This is a genomic window from Paraburkholderia sp. RL17-337-BIB-A, assembly GCF_046025895.1.
Classification (GTDB): domain Bacteria; phylum Pseudomonadota; class Gammaproteobacteria; order Burkholderiales; family Burkholderiaceae; genus Paraburkholderia; species Paraburkholderia fungorum_C.
This window is the reverse complement of the sequence record NZ_JARESY010000004.1, coordinates 824932-843420: the sequence shown is the minus strand read 5'-3', so window position 1 is coordinate 843420 and position 18489 is coordinate 824932. Positions and strand designations below refer to the sequence as shown.

Annotated in this window: 20 protein-coding genes and 1 pseudogene; 8 read left to right on the top strand and 13 right to left on the bottom strand. The window is 60.8% G+C overall.

Annotated features, from left to right (window positions below; genetic code table 11):
• Position 1 precedes the first annotated feature (1 nt).
• On the top strand, positions 2-1021 hold the full coding sequence (locus P0D84_RS48930; protein ID WP_408351842.1) for a hypothetical protein: 1020 nt from the start codon (positions 2-4) through the stop codon (positions 1019-1021).
• An 825-nt stretch (positions 1022-1846) separates the two neighbouring features.
• Positions 1847-2551, top strand: coding sequence for an IS21 family transposase (istA, locus tag P0D84_RS48925; RefSeq protein WP_459252226.1), 705 nt, complete (start codon positions 1847-1849; stop codon positions 2549-2551).
• Positions 2552-2580: 29 nt separating this feature from the next.
• On the opposite strand, the gene P0D84_RS48920 is transcribed toward istA, so the two are convergent.
• From P0D84_RS48920 to P0D84_RS48910, 3 genes are read right to left on the bottom strand one after another with little or no spacing between them, the layout of a single operon-like run.
• Positions 2581-4635 carry a recombinase family protein gene (locus P0D84_RS48920; protein WP_408351839.1) on the bottom strand — a complete coding sequence of 685 codons (2055 nt, stop codon included), beginning with the start codon at positions 4633-4635 and terminating at the stop codon, positions 2581-2583.
• A complete protein-coding gene (locus P0D84_RS48915) occupies positions 4632-4865 on the bottom strand; it encodes a hypothetical protein (RefSeq protein WP_408335305.1) in 234 nt (77 codons plus the stop codon). Before P0D84_RS48915 ends, P0D84_RS48920 begins: the two co-directional genes overlap by 4 nt.
• Positions 4866-4918: 53 nt before the next feature.
• On the bottom strand, positions 4919-5260 hold the full coding sequence (locus P0D84_RS48910; RefSeq protein ID WP_408351982.1) for a helix-turn-helix domain-containing protein: 342 nt from the start codon (positions 5258-5260) through the stop codon (positions 4919-4921).
• Positions 5261-5400: 140 nt separating this feature from the next.
• Here P0D84_RS48910 and P0D84_RS48905 point away from each other — a divergent pair, with 140 nt between their 5' ends.
• The 3 genes from P0D84_RS48905 to P0D84_RS48895 are packed head-to-tail and all read left to right on the top strand — an operon-like array spanning position 5401 to position 6531.
• Complete coding sequence (locus P0D84_RS48905; RefSeq protein ID WP_408351836.1) at positions 5401-5559, top strand: hypothetical protein; 159 nt, start codon at positions 5401-5403, stop codon at positions 5557-5559.
• A complete protein-coding gene (istB, locus tag P0D84_RS48900) occupies positions 5546-6313 on the top strand; it encodes an IS21-like element helper ATPase IstB (protein ID WP_187620143.1) in 768 nt (255 codons plus the stop codon). The genes P0D84_RS48905 and istB overlap by 14 nt, the downstream gene beginning before the upstream one ends.
• Complete coding sequence (locus P0D84_RS48895; RefSeq protein ID WP_408351833.1) at positions 6310-6531, top strand: hypothetical protein; 222 nt, start codon at positions 6310-6312, stop codon at positions 6529-6531. The genes istB and P0D84_RS48895 overlap by 4 nt, the downstream gene beginning before the upstream one ends.
• 221 nt (positions 6532-6752) lie before the next feature.
• Here P0D84_RS48895 and P0D84_RS48890 read toward each other — a convergent pair whose 3' ends face one another.
• From P0D84_RS48890 to P0D84_RS48865, 6 genes are all read right to left on the bottom strand, one after another.
• Positions 6753-8456: a SulP family inorganic anion transporter gene (locus tag P0D84_RS48890; protein ID WP_408351830.1), complete on the bottom strand. Its 1704-nt coding sequence runs from the start codon at positions 8454-8456 to the stop codon at positions 6753-6755.
• 83 nt (positions 8457-8539) lie between these two features.
• On the bottom strand, positions 8540-9244 hold the full coding sequence (locus P0D84_RS48885; protein ID WP_408351827.1) for a potassium channel family protein: 705 nt from the start codon (positions 9242-9244) through the stop codon (positions 8540-8542).
• Positions 9245-9359: 115 nt separating this feature from the next.
• A complete protein-coding gene (locus P0D84_RS48880; RefSeq protein WP_408351824.1) occupies positions 9360-10616 on the bottom strand; it encodes a cation:proton antiporter in 1257 nt (418 codons plus the stop codon).
• A gap of 373 nt (positions 10617-10989) precedes the next feature.
• Positions 10990-11256: a hypothetical protein gene (locus P0D84_RS48875; protein ID WP_408351821.1), complete on the bottom strand. Its 267-nt coding sequence runs from the start codon at positions 11254-11256 to the stop codon at positions 10990-10992.
• Between the two features lie 66 nt (positions 11257-11322).
• Positions 11323-12081 carry a hypothetical protein gene (locus tag P0D84_RS48870; RefSeq protein ID WP_408351818.1) on the bottom strand — a complete coding sequence of 253 codons (759 nt, stop codon included), beginning with the start codon at positions 12079-12081 and terminating at the stop codon, positions 11323-11325.
• A gap of 208 nt (positions 12082-12289) precedes the next feature.
• Positions 12290-13093, bottom strand: coding sequence for a hypothetical protein (locus tag P0D84_RS48865; RefSeq protein ID WP_408351816.1), 804 nt, complete (start codon positions 13091-13093; stop codon positions 12290-12292).
• 329 nt (positions 13094-13422) lie between these two features.
• Here P0D84_RS48865 and P0D84_RS48860 point away from each other — a divergent pair, with 329 nt between their 5' ends.
• Complete coding sequence (locus tag P0D84_RS48860) at positions 13423-13671, top strand: hypothetical protein (protein WP_408351813.1); 249 nt, start codon at positions 13423-13425, stop codon at positions 13669-13671.
• Between the two features lie 375 nt (positions 13672-14046).
• Here P0D84_RS48860 and P0D84_RS48855 read toward each other — a convergent pair whose 3' ends face one another.
• The 3 genes from P0D84_RS48855 to acs form a co-directional block, all read right to left on the bottom strand.
• Positions 14047-14790, bottom strand: coding sequence for a YoaK family protein (locus P0D84_RS48855; protein ID WP_408351810.1), 744 nt, complete (start codon positions 14788-14790; stop codon positions 14047-14049).
• A 49-nt stretch (positions 14791-14839) separates the two neighbouring features.
• Complete coding sequence (locus P0D84_RS48850; RefSeq protein WP_408351807.1) at positions 14840-15445, bottom strand: acetate uptake transporter; 606 nt, start codon at positions 15443-15445, stop codon at positions 14840-14842.
• A gap of 107 nt (positions 15446-15552) precedes the next feature.
• A complete protein-coding gene (gene acs, locus P0D84_RS48845; RefSeq protein WP_408351804.1) occupies positions 15553-17529 on the bottom strand; it encodes an acetate--CoA ligase in 1977 nt (658 codons plus the stop codon).
• A gap of 373 nt (positions 17530-17902) precedes the next feature.
• Between acs and P0D84_RS48840 the strand changes: the two genes are divergently transcribed.
• Positions 17903-18094, top strand: a complete 192-nt coding sequence (locus tag P0D84_RS48840; protein WP_408351801.1) for a DUF2964 family protein — start codon at positions 17903-17905, stop codon at positions 18092-18094.
• Here P0D84_RS48840 and P0D84_RS48835 read toward each other — a convergent pair.
• Positions 18091-18246, bottom strand: coding sequence for a hypothetical protein (locus tag P0D84_RS48835; protein ID WP_408351798.1), 156 nt, complete (start codon positions 18244-18246; stop codon positions 18091-18093). The genes P0D84_RS48840 and P0D84_RS48835 overlap by 4 nt on opposite strands.
• On the opposite strand from P0D84_RS48835, the pseudogene P0D84_RS48830 reads away from it, so the two are divergent.
• Positions 18247-18459 (top strand): annotated as a pseudogene (locus tag P0D84_RS48830) (TolC family protein); the annotation flags it as partial. It abuts the gene before it with no gap.
• Positions 18460-18489: the final 30 nt, after the last annotated feature.

The following is an 18489-nucleotide window of genomic DNA, read 5'->3' as shown; positions in this document are numbered from 1 at the left end:
CATGGGCATTTTCAATTGGCTGCGAAGCAATGACGACGCTCGCACTAAGCGGCATCAACCGGAACAGGCTACGGAAGCCATCGACCGGATTATGGCACTGAATCCTCGACTGGGAATGGCACAGCACTGCCGGGAACATCTGGCGCCAGCGGTCGCGGCATCGCTCCGATATGCGACCGCCCTGGTCGCATCCCTACCTGCACCTCATGAAGCCAGCGCACGCACATGGGCTTCGGATCTCTACATGCGTGCTTTTTTCGCCAAGCCGGAAGAACTGACGGGAAGGATCAGCCGCTCGGAACAGTTACGTGCGTACTTCGCACAGAATCCGGACTCGGAACACGCTTACGCGGTGCTCGGAATGGCGATGACTGAACGTCACGTACTAGGTGTCGCCCTTGAGGGAAACGCGGTACGTCGTGATGTTGCGCAAACTACGGTTTGCTTTGGTGACCATCGTGTCATGATCTGCGGTCGATCGGAATCGGAGTTGCGACGGGAGATCGTCAGGCGAGTGATCGACCAGCTAGCGCTCACGGGGCTGGCCAAATTGGCGAAAGATCGTCGCGATGCACTCGACAAGGGCCGCGCATTGCTCAAGACCCGCTTGCTGTTGCTACAGCGCGAAGGCACAGGCATGGATTCCGTGTGTGGGGGTGGTGCTTCTATTGCACATGAAGAACTCGTTCAACTGCAGGCACAGATTGAAGATAACTCCCAGCGCCTTGGTGACCTGCGAGTTTCAACGGACGCGCTTGAGCGTCAACTTGACGGGGTCTGCCAGGTTCTGATGGAACCAGACAGGCACGTCCACCTCAGCAAAAAGAAAATTCGCTTGGACCGGATGAATGTAGTGCAGACGAAGGACAGTGTGCAAGCCGCGGATGAGCTCGAATTCCACATCGCGCACGTTCCGACCAGGCCGCCTCAAGTGCGTGCGATAGCGCTTGTGCGGTTTGCGCGTGCCGAACTGCTGCCGGGAGGATTGCTTCTCGATCAGGCAATGCGCGAGCTGCTATAACCGCTAGGTTCTACACGTGTGAACGGCTGTTCGAAACCGACACTAAACGGCGGCGTCGATCAGAGATACGGAATGGTCGTGCTCTGCTGAGCGGTTTGGTAGTGGTTGGCGCGAAGAGCGGGAGGGCGGTACTGGGTGCGTCGGAAGGATCCCGTAGGGCGAGTGCAGACGCACCCGACGCGGCTCGTTTCAGGAAGAGGTGACGCTGAAGTCGGGATGCGGTAGAAGGAGGCTTACCGCCGAAGAAACAGGCCCGACACCGGCTCAAACCGCCAAGTTCATTCCGATGTCGAGCCCCACACGCGCACGGGGCACGGGTGCCGGTCCAGTATGGCACGGCCCACCAGTCCCGTCGATACCGTTTCGGCATTGACGGGGATTGCCGATGCCGGCCACAGGCCGCCTGTTTGTGTGTGCCCGCTGTCGGGCGCAGGTCATCGTTTGCCGCCGTTGCGACCGCGGCCAGATCTACTGCGACGGCGACTGCTCTGAGCTCGCACGTCAGGCCAGCATGCGCGTGGCCGGCCAACGCTATCAGCGCAGTCGTCACGGCCGCTTTGCGCACGCCGAACGGATGCGCCGCTATCGCAGCCGCCAGAATAAAGTGACGCATCAGGGTTCCGCTGTGCCTGCCGCCGATGCTCTACTGGCACCGACTTCGACGACGTCGGCGGCAAGAGCGGCGGTACCCGCCACCGCCCCATCTGTGCCTGAGCATTGCCACTTCTGCTACTGCGTCTGTCCGGGCTTCGTACGCCTCGGGCCACTGCGCCGTCGGGTCTTCCGTGATGTTCGTACTGCTACTCACTGCACAGGAAGTGACCCATGACCATCGGAGTTGAACTCGAGGCGCAGATCCTGCGCTACTACCACGTCGAGAAGTGGCGCTGTGGCACCATCGCGCGCCAGTTGCACGTACACCGCGGCACCGTCCAGCGCGTACTTGCGCAGGCCGGTCTGCCCCGCATCGGCGGGATGCTTCGACCGTCGCAGATCGATGCCTACCTGCCGTTCATCCATGAGACGCTGAAGAAGTTTCCGTCGCTCACGGCCAGCCGGCTGTATGCGATGGTCACCGAGCGCGGCTACCGTGGCAACATTCATCACTTCCGGCACCAGGTCGCACTTCACCGTCCGCGTCCCATATCTGAGGCTTATCTGCGCCTGCGCACGCTGCCCGGAGAACAGGGCCAGGTCGACTGGGCGCATTTCGACCATCTCCAGATCGGCCGCGCGCGTCGGCCGCTGATGGCCTTCGTGATGGTGCTGTCATGGTCGCGGCAGATCTATCTGCGTTTCTTCCTCGATGCGCGCATGGACAGCTTCCTGGCAGGCCACGCCGGTGCGTTTGCGGCATGGTCCGGCTTGCCGAAGGTCCTCCTTTACGACAATCTCAAAAGCGCTGTGCTCGAGCGCCAGGGCGATGCGATCCGCTTCAACCCGACGCTGCTCGCGTTCGCCGCGCATCATCACTACGAGCCCCGTCCGGTGGCAGTGGCAAGAGGAAACGAGAAGGGCTACGCTGCATAGTGCACCTCATATGTCGGTTGCGTTGGTGTTTATGCGGCCGAGCGTCGGCCACGGGTCTTTCCCTGATGCTGGAACTTTACTGGTGCGTCGGCGCCCGGAGGTTCGAAGAGATATCCGCCCTTGTCGTCGTAACGGTGCGCTACAAGCAGGCCCGCACGACGCCAGCTCTTGACGGTCGTCGGCGCCACGTCCAACCGCTCTGCGATCTCGTCTTGTGTAAGCATTCCACGTGCGCGCAGCCTGTCATGATGACTCGGTAGCCCGTGGGACAGCCGAATCCGCGTGATCATTCTGGAATTAAACCGCTTACCCCAGCCGGAGATGAGCTGCTGACGATTCAGCTGCTCCGCCGTTTCACCCTCGGTGTACTCGTCGAGAAGCCGGTCCATTTCGGCAACGACTGCGCGTGGGGTCTGCCGTAATATCCACGCTGGCATGGATAGCGGCACATGTAGCGTATGCGTGGCGCCGCCGTTAAAGCGTATCTGAACGCAGATGTCTGCACCCTTGAGCAAAGTCACGTCAGCGATGAGCAGTCGCGCCATGCGCTTTCGCTCGCGATCAGGTGTGCGCGGATCGTTCCACAGACGAGGGAAGTCTCTGGCTAGTGCCATGATGCGCGCACGCTGTTTGTCGTCAAGTCCGGCATGATCAGCCTCACGCTTCTTTTCGTAGCAATCCTGAGCTTCGGCGAGAGCGCGAAGCGCATGGTTCCATTCCGCTTCAAGCGAGTCCGCAACCAATCGATTCGCTGGATCCACCTGCATATAGCGGCGACGCGCCAGATCGGCCTCGTAGCGTGCCCGCTCGAACTCCTGGCGGTGCAGTCGGTCGCGCTCTTCAGAACGGCTGTCAAGTTCTTCCTGTACCGCCAGCGCGACCTCAAGCGTGACCGGCGTGACTGTCTCCACGAGCAACCTGCCAACAGCATCGTCAAGCTCGCCACCGTGAACATGCTGGCATACCGGCCGCCCATGTTCGATGCCGTGACGCTGGCACATGTAGTCCGGCACCCTGCGGGTGCCCTGGACGTGATAGCGCACCGTCATTCGCTCACCGCATCTGGCGCATATCGCCAGGCCCTGCAGCAGCGCCGGCCCCTCACGTGGCGCCCCCCTTTCCCGGTCGATGCCCAGTGCGTGGGCATTCTCGCGCAACACCTGAACATTCTGTTCGAACTCTTCCCAGCTCACATAGGCCTCGTGGGCGTCAGGGATCAGCGACACCCATTGCGCAGAGGGCAGCCGGACGGAGACCGTCTGACCATCGGGATGCTTTCGATAGCGCGTGCGCCCGAAGCAGTATGCACCTGCGTAACGCGGGTGATGCAGGACCCACAGCACACGTGAGTGATCCAGTTCGCCCCACTGCACATCGCCCTTTCGTGCCCCGCGGTAAATCCGGTGGGGGAACAGAAGACCCTGCACGCGAAATGCCTTGACCGTTGCCGTGGCCGAACCGGTGCGCCGGAACGTGCGGAAGAGCTGCCGGATACTTTCCTGGATACGTGCGTCGGGATCCAGACGCACGCGTGCCTCGGTGTCATACACAAAGCCGATGGGCAGCCGCATCTCCAGCTCTCCGCGACGTGCCTTGTTGAGAATTCCGCCGCGCAGTCGTGCCCGCATGACATGCAACTCAGCCTCGCTCATCGTGCCCTTCAGGCCGAGCAGCAACCGATCATTGAAGTGCGCGGGATCGTAGACGCCATCCTCGTCAAGGATCAGGCAGTCGGCCAGTGCGCAAATCTCCAGTAGCCGATGCCAGTCGGTGGAATTGCGCGCCAGGCGCGACACCTCGAGGCCCATCACAATCCCGGCGCGGCCCAGACTCACCTCGGCGACAAGACGCTGGAACCCCAGGCGATCAACCGCAGACGCGCCGGACAGGCCGAGGTCCGAGTCGATTACAACCACCTGATCAATGCGCCATCCAAGAGCGACCGCGCGCTGTCGCAGGTTGTACTGGCGCTCAGTGCTCTCGGTATTCTCGAACAGCTGTCGCAACGTGGACTGGCGGACATACAGGTAGGCGCTTCTTTTCAGATGCCGGGCCTGAACTTTCGCGTGCGTCTGATCGGTCATGCCATCACCTCCGCTGTCGCAATTGCCATCGCCGCCACAATGACGATCAGGTTCTGTTCGAGACCGACAGGCAGATTCAGCCCGCTCGGGCGCGTGACCGGTAATGGACTAAACGGAAACGCTTCGGTCACCGACTTCATCCAGACCGCCATGCCCTTGAACATGAACAGCGCCCGGCCTCGCATCAGCGTGGGACCACCTCCGCCTGTATCGAGAACCTCCTGGCGCAAGACCTCGTAGCATCGGCTCAGGGACTGGGCATCGCGCGCCGTTACGGGGGGATTTACCGTCGTTTTTTTTTAAAACGCGCCAGGGCGCGCTCCACGGTGCGTCGATGCACCGCCAGGCCAAACCGCCCCGCAATCCGATCGACCAGCTCCTGCACTTCCAGCCCAACGTGAGTCGCGCGCGCTTCTTCGATGAAGCGCGTCACCTCATCGGTGATCTTATGAGGTCCGTGCGGGCCGCGCTTGACCGGCAGCAACCCAGCCAGGCCGTCGCGCTCGAAGTCGGCCTGCGCCTTGTAGAAGGTCGGCCGACTGACTCCGAAGTGTGCGGCGGCATCCGCGATGGTTTGCCCTTCCACGCGTACGCGTCGCAGCATTTCGTAACGGACCTGAACCAGATCCCGGGGATCGAAGAAGTCGCTGTCGCTGAAGGCAGGATCATCGCCTGCTGCGGCTGCTCGACCGTTATGGCGCGGCCGAACTGCAGGCAGCGATCGAGGAAACGCTCGCCAGCGATGCCGCGCCTCACCAGAATCCGGTGCGTCTGGCGCTGGAGCGTCGGCGCGAGTCGCGCCAGGTACCGCCGCCAGTTACGGTCAACCTGCCCGAGCACGTGCGCAGCAAGGACACGCTGGTGACCCCTCACCGGCTCGACATCTACGACCAGATAACGGGAGGTGCTGATGAGCTCGCCTGAGAACCTGCAGGAGCGCGCAAACGCCTTGCGCCTGTATGGGCTGCTGGCACACTGGCCGGATCTCACTGACGCCGGCTGGGTTGCGCCGCTGCTGCAGTGGGAAGAAGACGAGCGTGCCCGCCGTTCGCTCGAGCGACGCATCCGGGATGCCCATCTGGGTAGCTTCAAACCGCTGTGCGACTTCGACTGGGCGTGGCCCACGCGTTGCGACCGGGCCGCCGTTGAAGAACTGATGTCGCTCGAGTTCGTCAGGGACACCGCCAACGTCGTACTGATCGGCCCGAACGGCGTGGGCAAGTCGACCCTGGCGCTGAACCTCGCATACCAGGCGCTCGTCAACGGGCACACCGCGCTGTTCACAACCGCTGGCCAGATGCTCGGTGAGCTCGCCGCGCTTGACAGTGACTCAGCGTTACGCCGACGGCTGCACCGCTACGCAACGCCTGACGTGCTTGTAATTGACGAGGTCGGATACCTGTCCTACTCGAACCGACACGCCGACCTGCTGTTCGAACTGATCAGCCGCAGATATGGCGCAGCGAGCACCGTCGTCACTACAAACCGGCCGTTCGCAGAATGGTCGGAAGTGTTTCCGAACGCCGCCTGCGTCGTCTCGCTGGTTGACCGGCTGGTGCATCGCGCCGAAGTCGTCGCGATCGAAGGCGAGTCCTACCGGGTAAAGGAGGCACGTGAACGGGCCGAGCAGCGCACAAAGAAACGCAGCGCGGCACGCATGGAGAAGAAGAAATCATGAAGCGCCTTCACCTGCCTTCGCGCATCAGTCACGGGCTCGACTTCCTGATCCCGGACAACTGGTCCGCCGATCAGGCGCTCGCCGTCGTCGAACTCATCGACGATCTACGCGAGCGCATCGTCGCGCACTATCAGATTGCGCTCAACGAACTGCTGCGCGAGCAGCGTGCGCCTCCTGGAAACCCTCACCCTCGTGACAACGCGGCAGATCCCTTCTGACTGACGACCCCGCACGCTCGATCACTGGCGCCAATACCGTTCACGGTTGTTGGCGCATCTACTGAACCTTGCGCCGCCGTTTAATGTCGCTTTTACACCGCCGCCAACAACACGCCTTCCTTCGTGTGTCGACCCACACGGGACCGCGTCCGAAGGTCGTTTTTTTGCCCATACCATAGGAATGGTCTACCGATCATCACCACGATCACGTATTGCCGGGATCAGCTTTTCTTGGCGCGAATGATCCCCGCGATCGACGCGTTGGCTTCGATCGGTCCGAAGTGAGCCTCAAGCCCGGCTGCGCGCAGATCTTCGCGCACCGGACCGCGGGCGTCGGCGAGTTCCAGCACGATGCTGCGTTGAGCCAGCTCGTCACGTAGTTGTACCAGCATCTCCGAGCCGGCCAGGTCGACGGCGGCGACAGTCGACAAGCTCCAGATCGCGAGCTTGACCGGCCCGGTTTCCTGTGCCAGCCATTCGAGAAAGCGGTCGTACAGGAACTCGCAGTTGAAGTACAGGATCGCCGCGTCGGCGCGAAAGATAAAGACACCCTCGGTACGAAGGTTCTCGGGGTTGGGTGCGATGTTGCCGTAAAGTTCGGTTCCAGGGACGCGTCCGAGCACTGCGACAGGCGGCTCGGACGCGCGCCGCAACAGCAGTACGATGGAAATCACCGCGCCGATCAGCACGCCGCGCAGCAGACTCGTGGTGAGTACGCCGACGAGCGCCGCTGCAGCGATCGCAAACTCTCTGCGATCGAAGCGCCAGAGCCGCTTCATTTCGTCAAACTTGAACAACCCGGCCACCGCGACGAGGACAATCGCTGCCAGCACCGGTTGCGGCAGATTACGAAGCAGGTCCGAAAAGAAGAGCACCACGACGAGAATGATCAGTGACGCGACGAGACCCGAGAGCGGTGTGCGTGCGCCGCCGCTTTCGTTCACCAGGGATTGCGACATCCCGCCGGAAACCGGGAACCCCTGACCCATGCCGGCGCCGACGTTCGCCGCAGCAAGGGCCAGGAACTCCTGATTCGCGTCAAGCCGGTAGCCATGCTTGCGTGCAAACATACGACCGATGGCGATCGTCTCGACTGCCCCGAGCACGAAGCACGCCATCGCCAGCGGCAGCAGCAGGTCGTCCACATCGCTCCAGTGGACGGCCGGAAGCCCAAGCGCCGGCAGCCCCTGCGGAATGGTTCCAAGCAGTTTCACGCCCTTTGCGCCAGCGTCCATCAGTGACGCGGCCACGACGCCGCCGATCACAACCAGCAGCGCCACGGGTCTGTTCTTCAGGAACCGCTGCCCCAACACGAGCACGACCAGCGCAACGACGCCCATCGCAAGCGCTGTTCGGTTCGTCTGGCCGACCTGGGTGAAGAAATCGGCCATGCGCTCCCAAAAATCACCATGGCCGCCCTTGAAACCGAACAGCTTGGGCAACTGCGTGCTGCCGATGAACAACGCCACGCCGGTCTTGAAGCCGACGAGCACGGTTTCGGAAATGAAGTTGACGATTTTGCCAGCGCGCACGAGCGAAGCCAGGATCGACATGCCGGCTACCAGTAGTGCCGTGCAGGCTGCGAGTGCGCCAAAACGCGTGACATCTCCGCCCGTGACCGTGCCCAACGATGAGCCGACGAGTACCGAAAGCGCCGAAGTCACTGTGATCGCCGTGTGCCTGGAACCGCAGAAAAGCCAGAAAAGCAACCCTGAGAACAGGCAGGCGTAGAGCCCCGCCTCAGGAGGAAGGTTTGCCAGAGACGCATCGGCTACGCCAGCCGGCAACAGGTACGCGGCAAGTGTGATTCCGGCGACCACGTCGGAACGTAGCGACGCACCCGCAAGCGTTCGCAGCCACGTGGCGGCAGGCAATAATCGAAGCAGCCAGGACACTTTTTTCGACTCGACGCTGGTGGCCGGCATTTCTAAACCCTCAGGAGAACCTTAAACGGATACGCCATCCATCGCATTCTTGAAGAATAGGCGCACACTGGGCTTCATCCAGATCAACTTCGTTTGCCTCCGAGCGGCTCGCCTCCGGCGACCTGCAACGACACCAGTCGCGCCAGTACAATCGCCGGGTAGAGTTGACCGATCAGCGCCTCGAGAATCGCAAGCGACCTTGCTGCATGAGCGACCGGTGTGATGTCGCCATAACCGACGGTCGTGAGCGTGACGAAGCTGAAGTAGATCCACGTCGAGCGATCTGCAGGCGTGTTGCCGTGCGAGATTCCGATATAAGCCGCGGAATCGTGGATGCTGATGAGTTGGTATGCCTCTGACCAGACAACCCCGATCAGTAGGTAGAGTGTGATCGCCCCAAGTATCCGGTCGATTGTTGCTGTGCCGGCGCCGAATACCCTGATTCCGATGACCGCTGCAAGCAGACCGAGCGCAACCAGGGCTGTTTCGTCGCGAAGCGCTGTTGCCGCCCCCAGTGGCAAGAGCCATCCCGTCCAGCGGACCACGATCGCAATACCGGCGACAATGGCGATGGGAACCAGATGTGCGCGGTGATCCGATACCGCCACCACGCCGCTCGCCAGAACCAGCGACAGCAGCACATCCTGGGCAATCCTGGCCAGAACGCTCGTCGGCGCGACGGTGAATGGAACGACGAATACAGCGAGGACGGCAAGCGCCAGAAGAGCCGCCATGCTGCTAATACGCAGATGCGCGGCACGATCAAACACTTGATGCGCGTGAGTCATTGTCGCTCCGGGGTCTAACTAACCTGCGCATCTGCTCTATCGCTGCGACGTTGTTCCCAGCGGCTCAGGCTGCGGTGCAGCCGGGAAAACGCAACAGAGGGGCCGTCCGGGTGTTTTAGCTCGCCTCGACTTCTTTTCTGCCGGAACCGGTCGGCTCATGCTCCGGCGCATCATCGTTCAACTTCGTAATTGTTGTCGCGTAGCGGCTGATCCCAGGAAGCGCGGTGAGCCCGTGAGCGAAAATGCTGAGTAGTACAGTCGCTGTGACGGCAAGCTTGATGGTCGATTCTCCCGGCAGGTTGGTTTCTCCCTCGAGATAGACGAGTCCGAGGACGATGGACGCCAGTCCTCGTGGGCCGAACCAGCCCATGAATAGTATGGTCGGCCGGCCAAGGCCCGTGCCTCTCAGCGCAATCGCCACCGGAACCATGCGAATCAAGGTCAGGCTTAGCACGCCGTAGGCTACGATGGCAAAGGTAAATCCGGCCCAGAACCGGGTAACGAGCAAGCCGAAGAAAAAGAAGACGAAATAGTTGAAGAGTTGCCCCCATTCCTCGGTGAACTCGACACTGTGTTTGCCAACCTCGCTGAAGCCCGCTTGAGCAGAAAGTCCGGCGACGAATGCAGCAATGAACATGCTCGCGCCGACGGCCTCCGAAGCGAGCACGCAAGCGAGCGGCAGGGCCACGACGCCAAGCTGCGCGAGCGGTTCGGCCATCCATTCCCTGCGGCGGGCAAGCCCTAGCAACCAGCCACCCGCAAGCCCGACGCCAAGTCCGACCAGCGTTCCGTAGCCGATCTGCTCGACGAGAAAGCGGGTGAGCACTGAGCCGCCAGCGCTCTCCTCCTGGGCCACTGCCAACGCAATAAAGAACATCATGAAGGGGACCGCGAGCCCATCATTAAGACCCGCCTCAACGTTCAACGCCTGGCGAATACGTTGCGGCACGAGCTTGCTGTTCACAATCATCTGCCCGAGCCCGGCATCGGTCGGAGCCAGAATCGCGGCAAGGATGCTGGCTTCCCACCAGGTGAGGGTCCTGAGAACGATCATCGCGCACAGCGCGCCGAGCGCGATTGTCAGCAGCATGCCCGTGCTTAACAGGCGAACGGGTAAATTGGTGTGCCCCTTGAGCATACGCGGGGCGACGCGGGAAGCATCGGTGAAAAGCGTCATGACCAGTCCCAGTTCGGCAACCAGCAACAGGCTTTTCCGGTCAAGCGCCAGTTCGTTTAGCACTTCAGGTGAAACCGCCATGAGTACACCGGCCGCGGTGAAAAGGATCGGCGCGGTGAGGACCGTCTTCTCCAGCCGCCGCGATACCAGGCTGTAGAGGAAAACGATCGCGATGAACGCGGCGATAAGGACCATGAGTCAAGTCTCCGTTTATGTCTGTCTGCGCTTTTACAGAATCCGCGCGTAACGACTCAGCGACGGCGTCGTCATTCATTAGGCGCCGAACGGACCGGTGGACATTGACCTGAATCAACTCGCGGGTTCATGCCGGAGGAGCCCGCCCGTCAATCGGCAGCGCCTCACGATTCGCGGGTCGGCGCCTGATGCAAGGTTGTCACTGGTATGCCGCACGCTGATTTGACGCGCCGTGGCAAGTCTATTCCGGATGAGCTCGGGGCAACTCTTCAGGATGCTGGATGGCAGCTTCGACTAGAGTGCTGCTGATGGCCGACATGCGCAGGTCGGTGACACAGCGCTCCCCGTTTCTCGATGGAGTGGCAACGCCGCGTCAGAGATCATTGGCGGAAAGCGACAGCCGACTGCCGGCGCCCGGGCGTACTGTACGTTCCACCGCAGCCAGAAGTCGTGGTTTTCCAAGCTGAAAGGCCAGCAACAGTTGTCTGGGGCTGTCATCCGCAGCACCCAGGCACTCACAAACAACCTGAGAAGGAAGCGCAAACGCGCAATATCCCCAGCCGAACCCGTAGGCCGAAAACCAGATAGCCGAGTCGGCTGACAGAATCGGCGCCGTAAGGCTCGTGAGCGGTTGTTCCATACGCTTCACCTTTCTGAATGTAGCCACCTTGCCGAACCTGTACGCGACACTCGCCGCTTCCGTCGGTCAATTCGGGGAATCCGGGTTGCCCATCGGCCATGTCAGCGCGACATTGACGCCACCGTGCGACGGGATATTGATATCGCTCGCGCGTTCCACGCCGTTGGATACAGCGCTGATTCGGTAGTGCCCAGGCGGGATCTGTGCGTAAAGATAGGGGCCGTCAGTGGTGGCGACGAAGATCAGGGCGCCGTTGACCTGTCTCAGAAGGACCTTCACGCCGGACAGAAACTCGCCCGAACTGGATGTGAATCTCGCACGCATGCTGTATCGCGACGCCACGGCACGCAGCGCGGCGGCTTCATCTTCGCCAACGCCACCCGTGACATAGTCTATGCCCCTGTATTGCTTCGCCGGCAGAGCGGCAGCTGGCGAGGCTACGAGCCCGCTCGTGTTGCCGGCGTCGGGGGCGCAACCCATGCCAGCCATGTTGCCTCCCATGCCCATACCGGTAGTGGCGGCGCCGCGTCCCATCATGGGCGCTTCGTTCTGCATGCCAGGCGGTAGTTGGAGACCTTGCTCCTTCGCGCGCGCAACCATCGTATCGTGCATGTGTTGGGCAATGGCCTGCAGTTCCTCGGCCGTGGTTGCGCCGCGCATTTGCGCGCAGAACTCGACACGCTCGTCGTGACTGAACATCTGATGAGGCATCGTGCCACGAGTAGCGGACGCAGGTTGAGCGACAACATCAAACGCCGCTGCGGTAGTTACACACGCGATTACGAGTAGTGCGGCTTTCGACAGGTCTGTGAACGTGGTGGCCACCGCTAGTCTCCTGATCAAAATTGCACAACCGACATATCTGATTATCGAAGGCCTGGCGGTACACCCGTTGATCTGCGTCAGACAGAAGGAAGATCCTGATCCCCGACGTCTGCCGATCAACTTCAGCAAGTCGCGCCAAAATTCGGCTAGCACGCGTTGGATACCGTCTTAAGCGTCCAGTATCTGTTCAGTTGGCTGTCTTCCGTATTCAGCCACCCAGGGCCATGACGATCGCAATCAGTACAGCGCCGAGCAAGGCCATCACCAATCCGGTCCGCGCAGGCTTGGCATACCCTGCGTAATGCCCAAGCTTCATACCCGCGAGAAAAAGCATTCCTAACGTAACGATCCGCGACAGGCGCATGGCCAGCATGACGTTAGTCGTCAGCAGAAACGGGAGCACCACCGGAAATGTGGCTAAGACAACCAGAAAAAAAATTCCGCATGCCTCGAGAAAATCTCTGGTGTGCAAAACGGGTTGACCCTCAAACTGTAGCTTGCCCAGTCGACACCGCATTCCTTCGATTTCCTCCGGGCCGCTTACGGCTGCGACATGAGCCGGCAACGACCTGGCGATCAACTGGCGAGCAATTTCTGGATCCGCCCCACGCACCTGTTTTGCAACAAGTCGGTTATGCGTGCGCTCAGTCGCCGTCCGCATGAGGTACATCACCGCATCGACCAAACCCCACGCGAGATTGCAGCCAAGTGCGGATAACGTGACGGTGCGCACCTGGGTTTGCCCAGCCGTCGCAATAGACAGTGAGCCGATGATGGTGACCGCCATGATCAGGCCAAACAGGATCTCTGAGATCCGGTCGATCGGATCGAGCAACCTCTCCTGCTCTTCATTCAGGATGCGCATTCTGTTCTTAAGCTTGTCTGGAGAATACGGGTGTTTTACTCGTTCGCGGGTGAATAGCGATTTTATCGCCCACCCGCAGATGTCATCACCGGCACGCCGTGGCTCGATCGTGAGAGTTCGCCGGGCGATCACGTGTGCTGAGCTCAAGAAAATTCCTTCTGCGAGAGCGCAGTTTCCGCCACGCGTTCGGCTAGTATGGATGCGAGTTTCAGGAAACGGTTGCGCCATATCAAACGTCTTGCCGGCAAGAGAGGCCACCGCATCGAAAGCGCGCGGGGTACGTCCCTTGGGACTATCTGAGTTACACGCGCCATGCGGTAGGTGCTGCGTAGGCGAACGCCTACAGAGCGTAGCGTTCGGCTACGTCATTCTGAGGCCGCTCTGATTTAACTTCGCGAGTGCCCATCCAATAATAGTTTCATAGACCTGTGGAAACGACTTTCCGTCCCAGGCCAACCGGATGTCAGGAGCACGCCATGAACAGCAACTACGTTTCCCTGCGATACCTTGTGGATAAATGGTTTGCGCCTACGCTTTCGATGCCGGCGCGGGTGACGCAGATTGGTCGGATGCTCGCAACGCACGGTCGCTATGTGCGACTGGAAGGATGCACTTCGACCGGACCTCTGACGATCGTATTCTTCCTGCATCACGACGGTTCGTGGTGTGTGTTTCCGCCCGTTGCCGCGTCGCCCGCGATGTGCGGACGTCTCTTTGTTAACTGAGCCGCCACGGCCAAAAAGGTGAATCGACGAGATACCCATTCCATTGCGATGGCGCCACAGAGCAGTCAGTGTCGACGTTGCCTTGCTTTCGGCACTGAGAAAATTCGGCAGCACAGTTCCGTTCAGTGAAAAAGAGCCGAGGAGCGCGACGACAAGCGAAAGTAAAACCAGTAATGGATAGAAAATACCCTTCGTTCAATGAGCCGTTTAACGCAGGTTGCCCTGGCGGCGGAAAACGACGCGTTGGTTCCAGACTGGGCTCCAGTCGCGGGGAAGGGTCACCCGGTAGTCGCGACCCAAGTCGTCGGGTTTACTTTGGGCATAGGGAAACAGGGGCCAAACGGCACGGAACAGCGGTGTTGCGAAGAAAATAATTTAACGACGCTGCGCTAGCATATCGTCGAAGACTGGCACAGCAGCGAGAGTGAGAAGTACAACAGCGAGAGGAACGGTGGACACGAACCCCAAGTGCGTGAAGCCTACGGCGCCCGCAAGGCCGCCAGCGAGGAACGACGCCAAGAGCGATCCGAGAAGGATCAATTTCTGGCGATCCGCACGGACCGCGCTGCCGGCCGTTGCTCCAGCGTTCCAGTAAAAGAGCTTGCCTAGTTCGATGCCGATATCCGTCACAAGGCCGGTGACGTGCGTCGTACGTATCTCTGCCTTTGAAATCTTTGTGATCATGGCGTTCTGCAGCCCCATCACATAGCACAGTAGACAGACCGTTGCCGGCACGAAAACGACGTGATGGGCCTCGAGATTCGAGCCAATCAGACCAAAGCAGAGGAGCAGCGTAGCCTCGACCATCAACGGCATTGCATACCGGCTGTGCAGTTGCCGGCGGCGCCCCCAGTTGATCAGGATTGCGGACGTGGCGGCCCCGAAGAGGAATGACAGCAAGGAACTTAATCCCACCGCGATTGCATTGATTTCGCCAAGCGCGAGATTGTCGGCGAGCGACGACACAATGCCAGACATATGGGAGGTGTACTGCCCCACGGCGAGGAAACCGCCGGCGTTGGCCGCGCCGGCGACGAAAGCGAGCGATCGTCCGAGGCGGAGATTCGCCGAATCGCTGCGCTCGGGTTTCGTGAATCCTCGAAGATAGTTGATCGGCACGTGGAGTGTTTATCCGTGTGAGCGGCGCCGCGCTGGCCGCCGCCAATTTTCAGGCGCCACGGAGTCCTTCGGTGACCGTCACAGTCACTTCGAGATCCTGGGCAACGGCGCCAACCGGCAACACCGTGCGTCCATGTGTCTCGTTGATGATCTCCGCCGCCGACAGATAGAAAGCCAGCAACGCTGTCACCAGACCGAGGTAGCCTCCGGCGTGATGCAACCATCCAAGACCGGTCCATTCGCTCGCTGCAAGCACGAAGAAAGTGATCCACAAAGACAGGAACACCAGTTGCAACGCACGCGGCGCGCGCCATGTCGCCACCCACATATAGAGCGTGAACACACCCCACAGGAACAGATACCACCCGATGAACGCCGCAGGCACGGCGCCGTGCAGGAACAGCACGAAGAGGGCGAACGACCACCAGAACGCACCGTAGCTCAGAAAGGCCGTTGCGCCGAACGCATTGCCGCGCGGTATTTCCATGAGTCCTGCTAGCATCTGCGCGGTGCCGCCATAAGCGAAAGCGACGGCGAGCACCATGCCCATCGAATCGCCGGCGAACCAGCCGGCGTTGATCATGCTGAGCAGCCAGGTCGTCAACGCAAAACCGGCGAGGCCGAGTGATGCGGGGTTAGGAGCTTTGATATTCATGATGAATTCCTCATGCAAACAGAAGTAGATGCCGTGTGCGCGCCTGTCCTGAAGACAGGCGCCGCGCCACGGTCACATCACAATCGAACATAGCAACGTCGGATCGCTCAGATCGAATCGGCGAACTGGGAAATCACGGCCGGATTTTCGACGGTCGAGGTATCCTGTGAAATCACTTCGCCTTTCGCCACTGAGCGCAACAACCGGCGCACGACCTTGCCGGAGCGCGTCTTGGGCATGGCGTCGCCGAACCGGATGTCTTTCGGTTTCGCTATCGGACCGATTTCCTTGGCGACCCAGGCGCGCAATTCGTCCGCTACGCGCTTAGCCTCAGCACCGGTGGGCCGCGCCGTTTTCAGAACAATGAACGCGACGATGGCTTCTCCGAACGTTTCATCCGGACGGCCGACGACCGCGGCCTCGGCGACAAGCGGATTGGCCGCCAGCGCGGACTCGATTTCCATCGTACCCATCCGGTGGCCGGACACATTCAGCACGTCGTCGATACGGCCGGTGATCGTGAAGTAGCCTGTGTCCCGGTCGCGAATCGCACCGTCGCCGGCGAGGTACAGCTTGCCGCCGAGTTCGCCGGGGTAATAGCCGTTACGGAAGCGCTCAGGATTGCCCCAGATCGTGCGGATCATCGACGGCCACGGCTTGCGGATGACGAGTACGCCACCTTGTCCGTTGGCCACTTCGTTGCCGGCTTCGTCGACGATCGCCGCGTCGATGCCCGGCATCGGCAGCGTGCATGATCCCGGCACGAGCGGCGTAGCGCCCGGCAGCGGCGAGATCATATGGCCGCCCGTCTCGGTCTGCCAGAACGTGTCGAGCACCGGACAGCGGCCACCGCCAACATGTTCGGCGTACCAGTTCCATGCACTCGGGTTGATCGGTTCGCCGACCGTACCGAGAATGCGCAAACTGCTCAGGTCGAAGCTGCGAGGATGCACAGCGGTGTCAGCGTCGGCGCTCTTGATGAGAGACCGGATGGCGGTCGGCGCGGTGTAGAAGATGCTGACCTGATGGCGCTGGATCATGTCCCAGAAGCGGCCCGCATTAGGATAGGTCGGCACACCCTCGAAGATCACCTGGGTTGCGCCCACTGCGGTCGGGCCATAGCAGATATACGTGTGACCGGTGATCCAGCCGATGTCGGCGGTACACCAGAAGACATCGGCAGGCTTGATGTCGAAGGTCCATTTCATCGTCACGGCGGCCCACAGCAGATAACCGCCGGTGCTGTGCTGAACGCCCTTGGGCGCTCCGGTCGACCCTGATGTGTACAGCACGAATAGCGGATGTTCGGCGCCGACCCATTCCGGCTCGCAGGTATCCGGCTGGTTTCGTTCAAGCTCATGCAACCACGCGTCACGCCCCGCGATCCAGGGGATCCGGCCACCCGTACGCCGATAGATGACGACCGTTTTAACGGCTTCGGCGCCACCCATGGCAAGCGCTTCGTCGACGATCGTCTTGAGTGGCAGTGTCTTGCCGCCGCGCACCTGTTCGTCGGCCGTGATCACGGCTACGGCGCCGACATCGACCATTCGCTCGTGCAGCGATTTGGCGGAAAAGCCGCCGAACACGACGGAATGCGGCGCACCGATGCGTGCACACGCCAGCATGGCGGCGACGCCTTCCACCGACATCGGCATGTAAATCACCACCCGGTCGCCTTTCCTCACGCCGCGCGCGCGCAGCGCGTTGGCGAGTCTGCACACGCGGTGATAGAGCGCCTGATACGTGACATGCGTGACCTTGCCGTCGTCGGCCTCGAACACAATGGCGGTTTTATCCGCGAGGCCGTTGACGAGGTTGCGATCCAGACAATTGTATGAAGCGTTGAGCTCGCCGTCCTCAAACCATTGATAGAACGGCGCGTTTGCATCGTTCAGGACCTTCGTGAATGGCCGACGCCACTTGAGATGTTCTCTGGCAAGGCGTGCCCAGAACGCTTCGTGATCGCGTTCGGCCTCGGCCACCAGCGCGCGGTAAGCCTCCATGCCGTCGATGGCCGCGTGCTTGAGCACGGTGATAGGTGGCGCAGTGGAGCTGGGTTGATTAAGTTCGACGGTAGACATCCATAGTCTCCTTATATGAGTCAAGGGGCGACGACGCATCGGGCGCATAGTCGCTAGTGGGGGCTCTTGGTGGCCATGATGCGTGCGCCGGCGCGTCTGGGACTCTGGCGCGGGAACGGCGACGGCTGCATGGCAGACACGAGGGAATGGGTGCCTGCGATGAATCAGCGTGTGTGTATATGGCAACTATGACGGTCAGGCTGACGATGCACTTGATTCACATCAAGAGATGCGATGCCTCGAGTGCTGGTCGGCCTTTCTTGATGCAAATCAATCGCAATACCCTGTCCAGGTCGATGATGAAGTCGTCATTGACGGCGCGCGAACAGTCACGTCAATTCAGAACCGCGCGCCTTGAGCCAAGGAAGAGATCATGATCCGGGCAGAACCCAGAATCATCGGTGCAGCGGTTGCCGTCTTTGTCGCGTTAGCAGGTCTGGCGGGATTGATCCGCGGTCTACTGTTCGATCGGACGGACTTCGTTCACTACGGCGCGACCGCGCTCATTGGCGGCGTGGTCTGCTTCGTCCTGCTGCTGAACCCCACAGGCAAAGCCGACTCCTAGCACGCCGCCGAAAGGCGCACGCCGGGTTTCGCAGTTCCAACTGCCACATCGAAGATATCTACGCCGAAAATGGATTCATTGCGATCGACGACGCCGAATTCGTCAAACTGAAGAACCCGACGCTCGGAACGGATTTCGAGTTGAATGATCATCGTGCCGCCGCCGAGGCGCTAAGGCTGATCAAGGCGGGCTACAGCGCCGGCACGATCGGGTATCTGCAGATCCTGGTCGCCGACAGCCAGTTTCATCAGGCGCGAATCGCGTGGTTGCAGTGTGTGGCGCAACGTCTGCAGGATACGGTGGCACTGTATGTGGCGTTGGGAGGGGGCTGGGATAGCGCGCGGTTTGTCGCGATCAGGCGGTGATTCGGTGAGTCGCGGTTAGTTAGTGCGTGT

Excerpts from the sequence above, each read along its gene's own strand:
- P0D84_RS48875 (WP_408351821.1), bottom strand. The coding sequence starts at position 11,256 with ATGGAACAACCGCTCACGAGCCTTACGGCGCCGATTCTGTCAGCCGAC.
- P0D84_RS48885 (WP_408351827.1), bottom strand. The coding sequence starts at position 9,244 with ATGACTCACGCGCATCAAGTGTTTGATCGTGCCGCGCATCTGCGTATT.
- istB (WP_187620143.1), top strand. The coding sequence starts at position 5,546 with ATGAGCTCGCCTGAGAACCTGCAGGAGCGCGCAAACGCCTTGCGCCTG.
- P0D84_RS48860 (WP_408351813.1), top strand. The coding sequence starts at position 13,423 with ATGAACAGCAACTACGTTTCCCTGCGATACCTTGTGGATAAATGGTTT.
- P0D84_RS48840 (WP_408351801.1), top strand. The coding sequence starts at position 17,903 with ATGATCCGGGCAGAACCCAGAATCATCGGTGCAGCGGTTGCCGTCTTT.
- istA (WP_459252226.1), top strand. The coding sequence starts at position 1,847 with ATGACCATCGGAGTTGAACTCGAGGCGCAGATCCTGCGCTACTACCAC.
- P0D84_RS48880 (WP_408351824.1), bottom strand. The coding sequence starts at position 10,616 with ATGGTCCTTATCGCCGCGTTCATCGCGATCGTTTTCCTCTACAGCCTG.
- P0D84_RS48920 (WP_408351839.1), bottom strand. The coding sequence starts at position 4,635 with ATGACCGATCAGACGCACGCGAAAGTTCAGGCCCGGCATCTGAAAAGA.
- P0D84_RS48835 (WP_408351798.1), bottom strand. The coding sequence starts at position 18,246 with ATGATCATTCAACTCGAAATCCGTTCCGAGCGTCGGGTTCTTCAGTTT.
- P0D84_RS48895 (WP_408351833.1), top strand. The coding sequence starts at position 6,310 with ATGAAGCGCCTTCACCTGCCTTCGCGCATCAGTCACGGGCTCGACTTC.
- P0D84_RS48890 (WP_408351830.1), bottom strand. The coding sequence starts at position 8,456 with ATGCCGGCCACCAGCGTCGAGTCGAAAAAAGTGTCCTGGCTGCTTCGA.
- P0D84_RS48850 (WP_408351807.1), bottom strand. The coding sequence starts at position 15,445 with ATGAATATCAAAGCTCCTAACCCCGCATCACTCGGCCTCGCCGGTTTT.
- P0D84_RS48930 (WP_408351842.1), top strand. The coding sequence starts at position 2 with ATGGGCATTTTCAATTGGCTGCGAAGCAATGACGACGCTCGCACTAAG.
- acs (WP_408351804.1), bottom strand. The coding sequence starts at position 17,529 with ATGTCTACCGTCGAACTTAATCAACCCAGCTCCACTGCGCCACCTATC.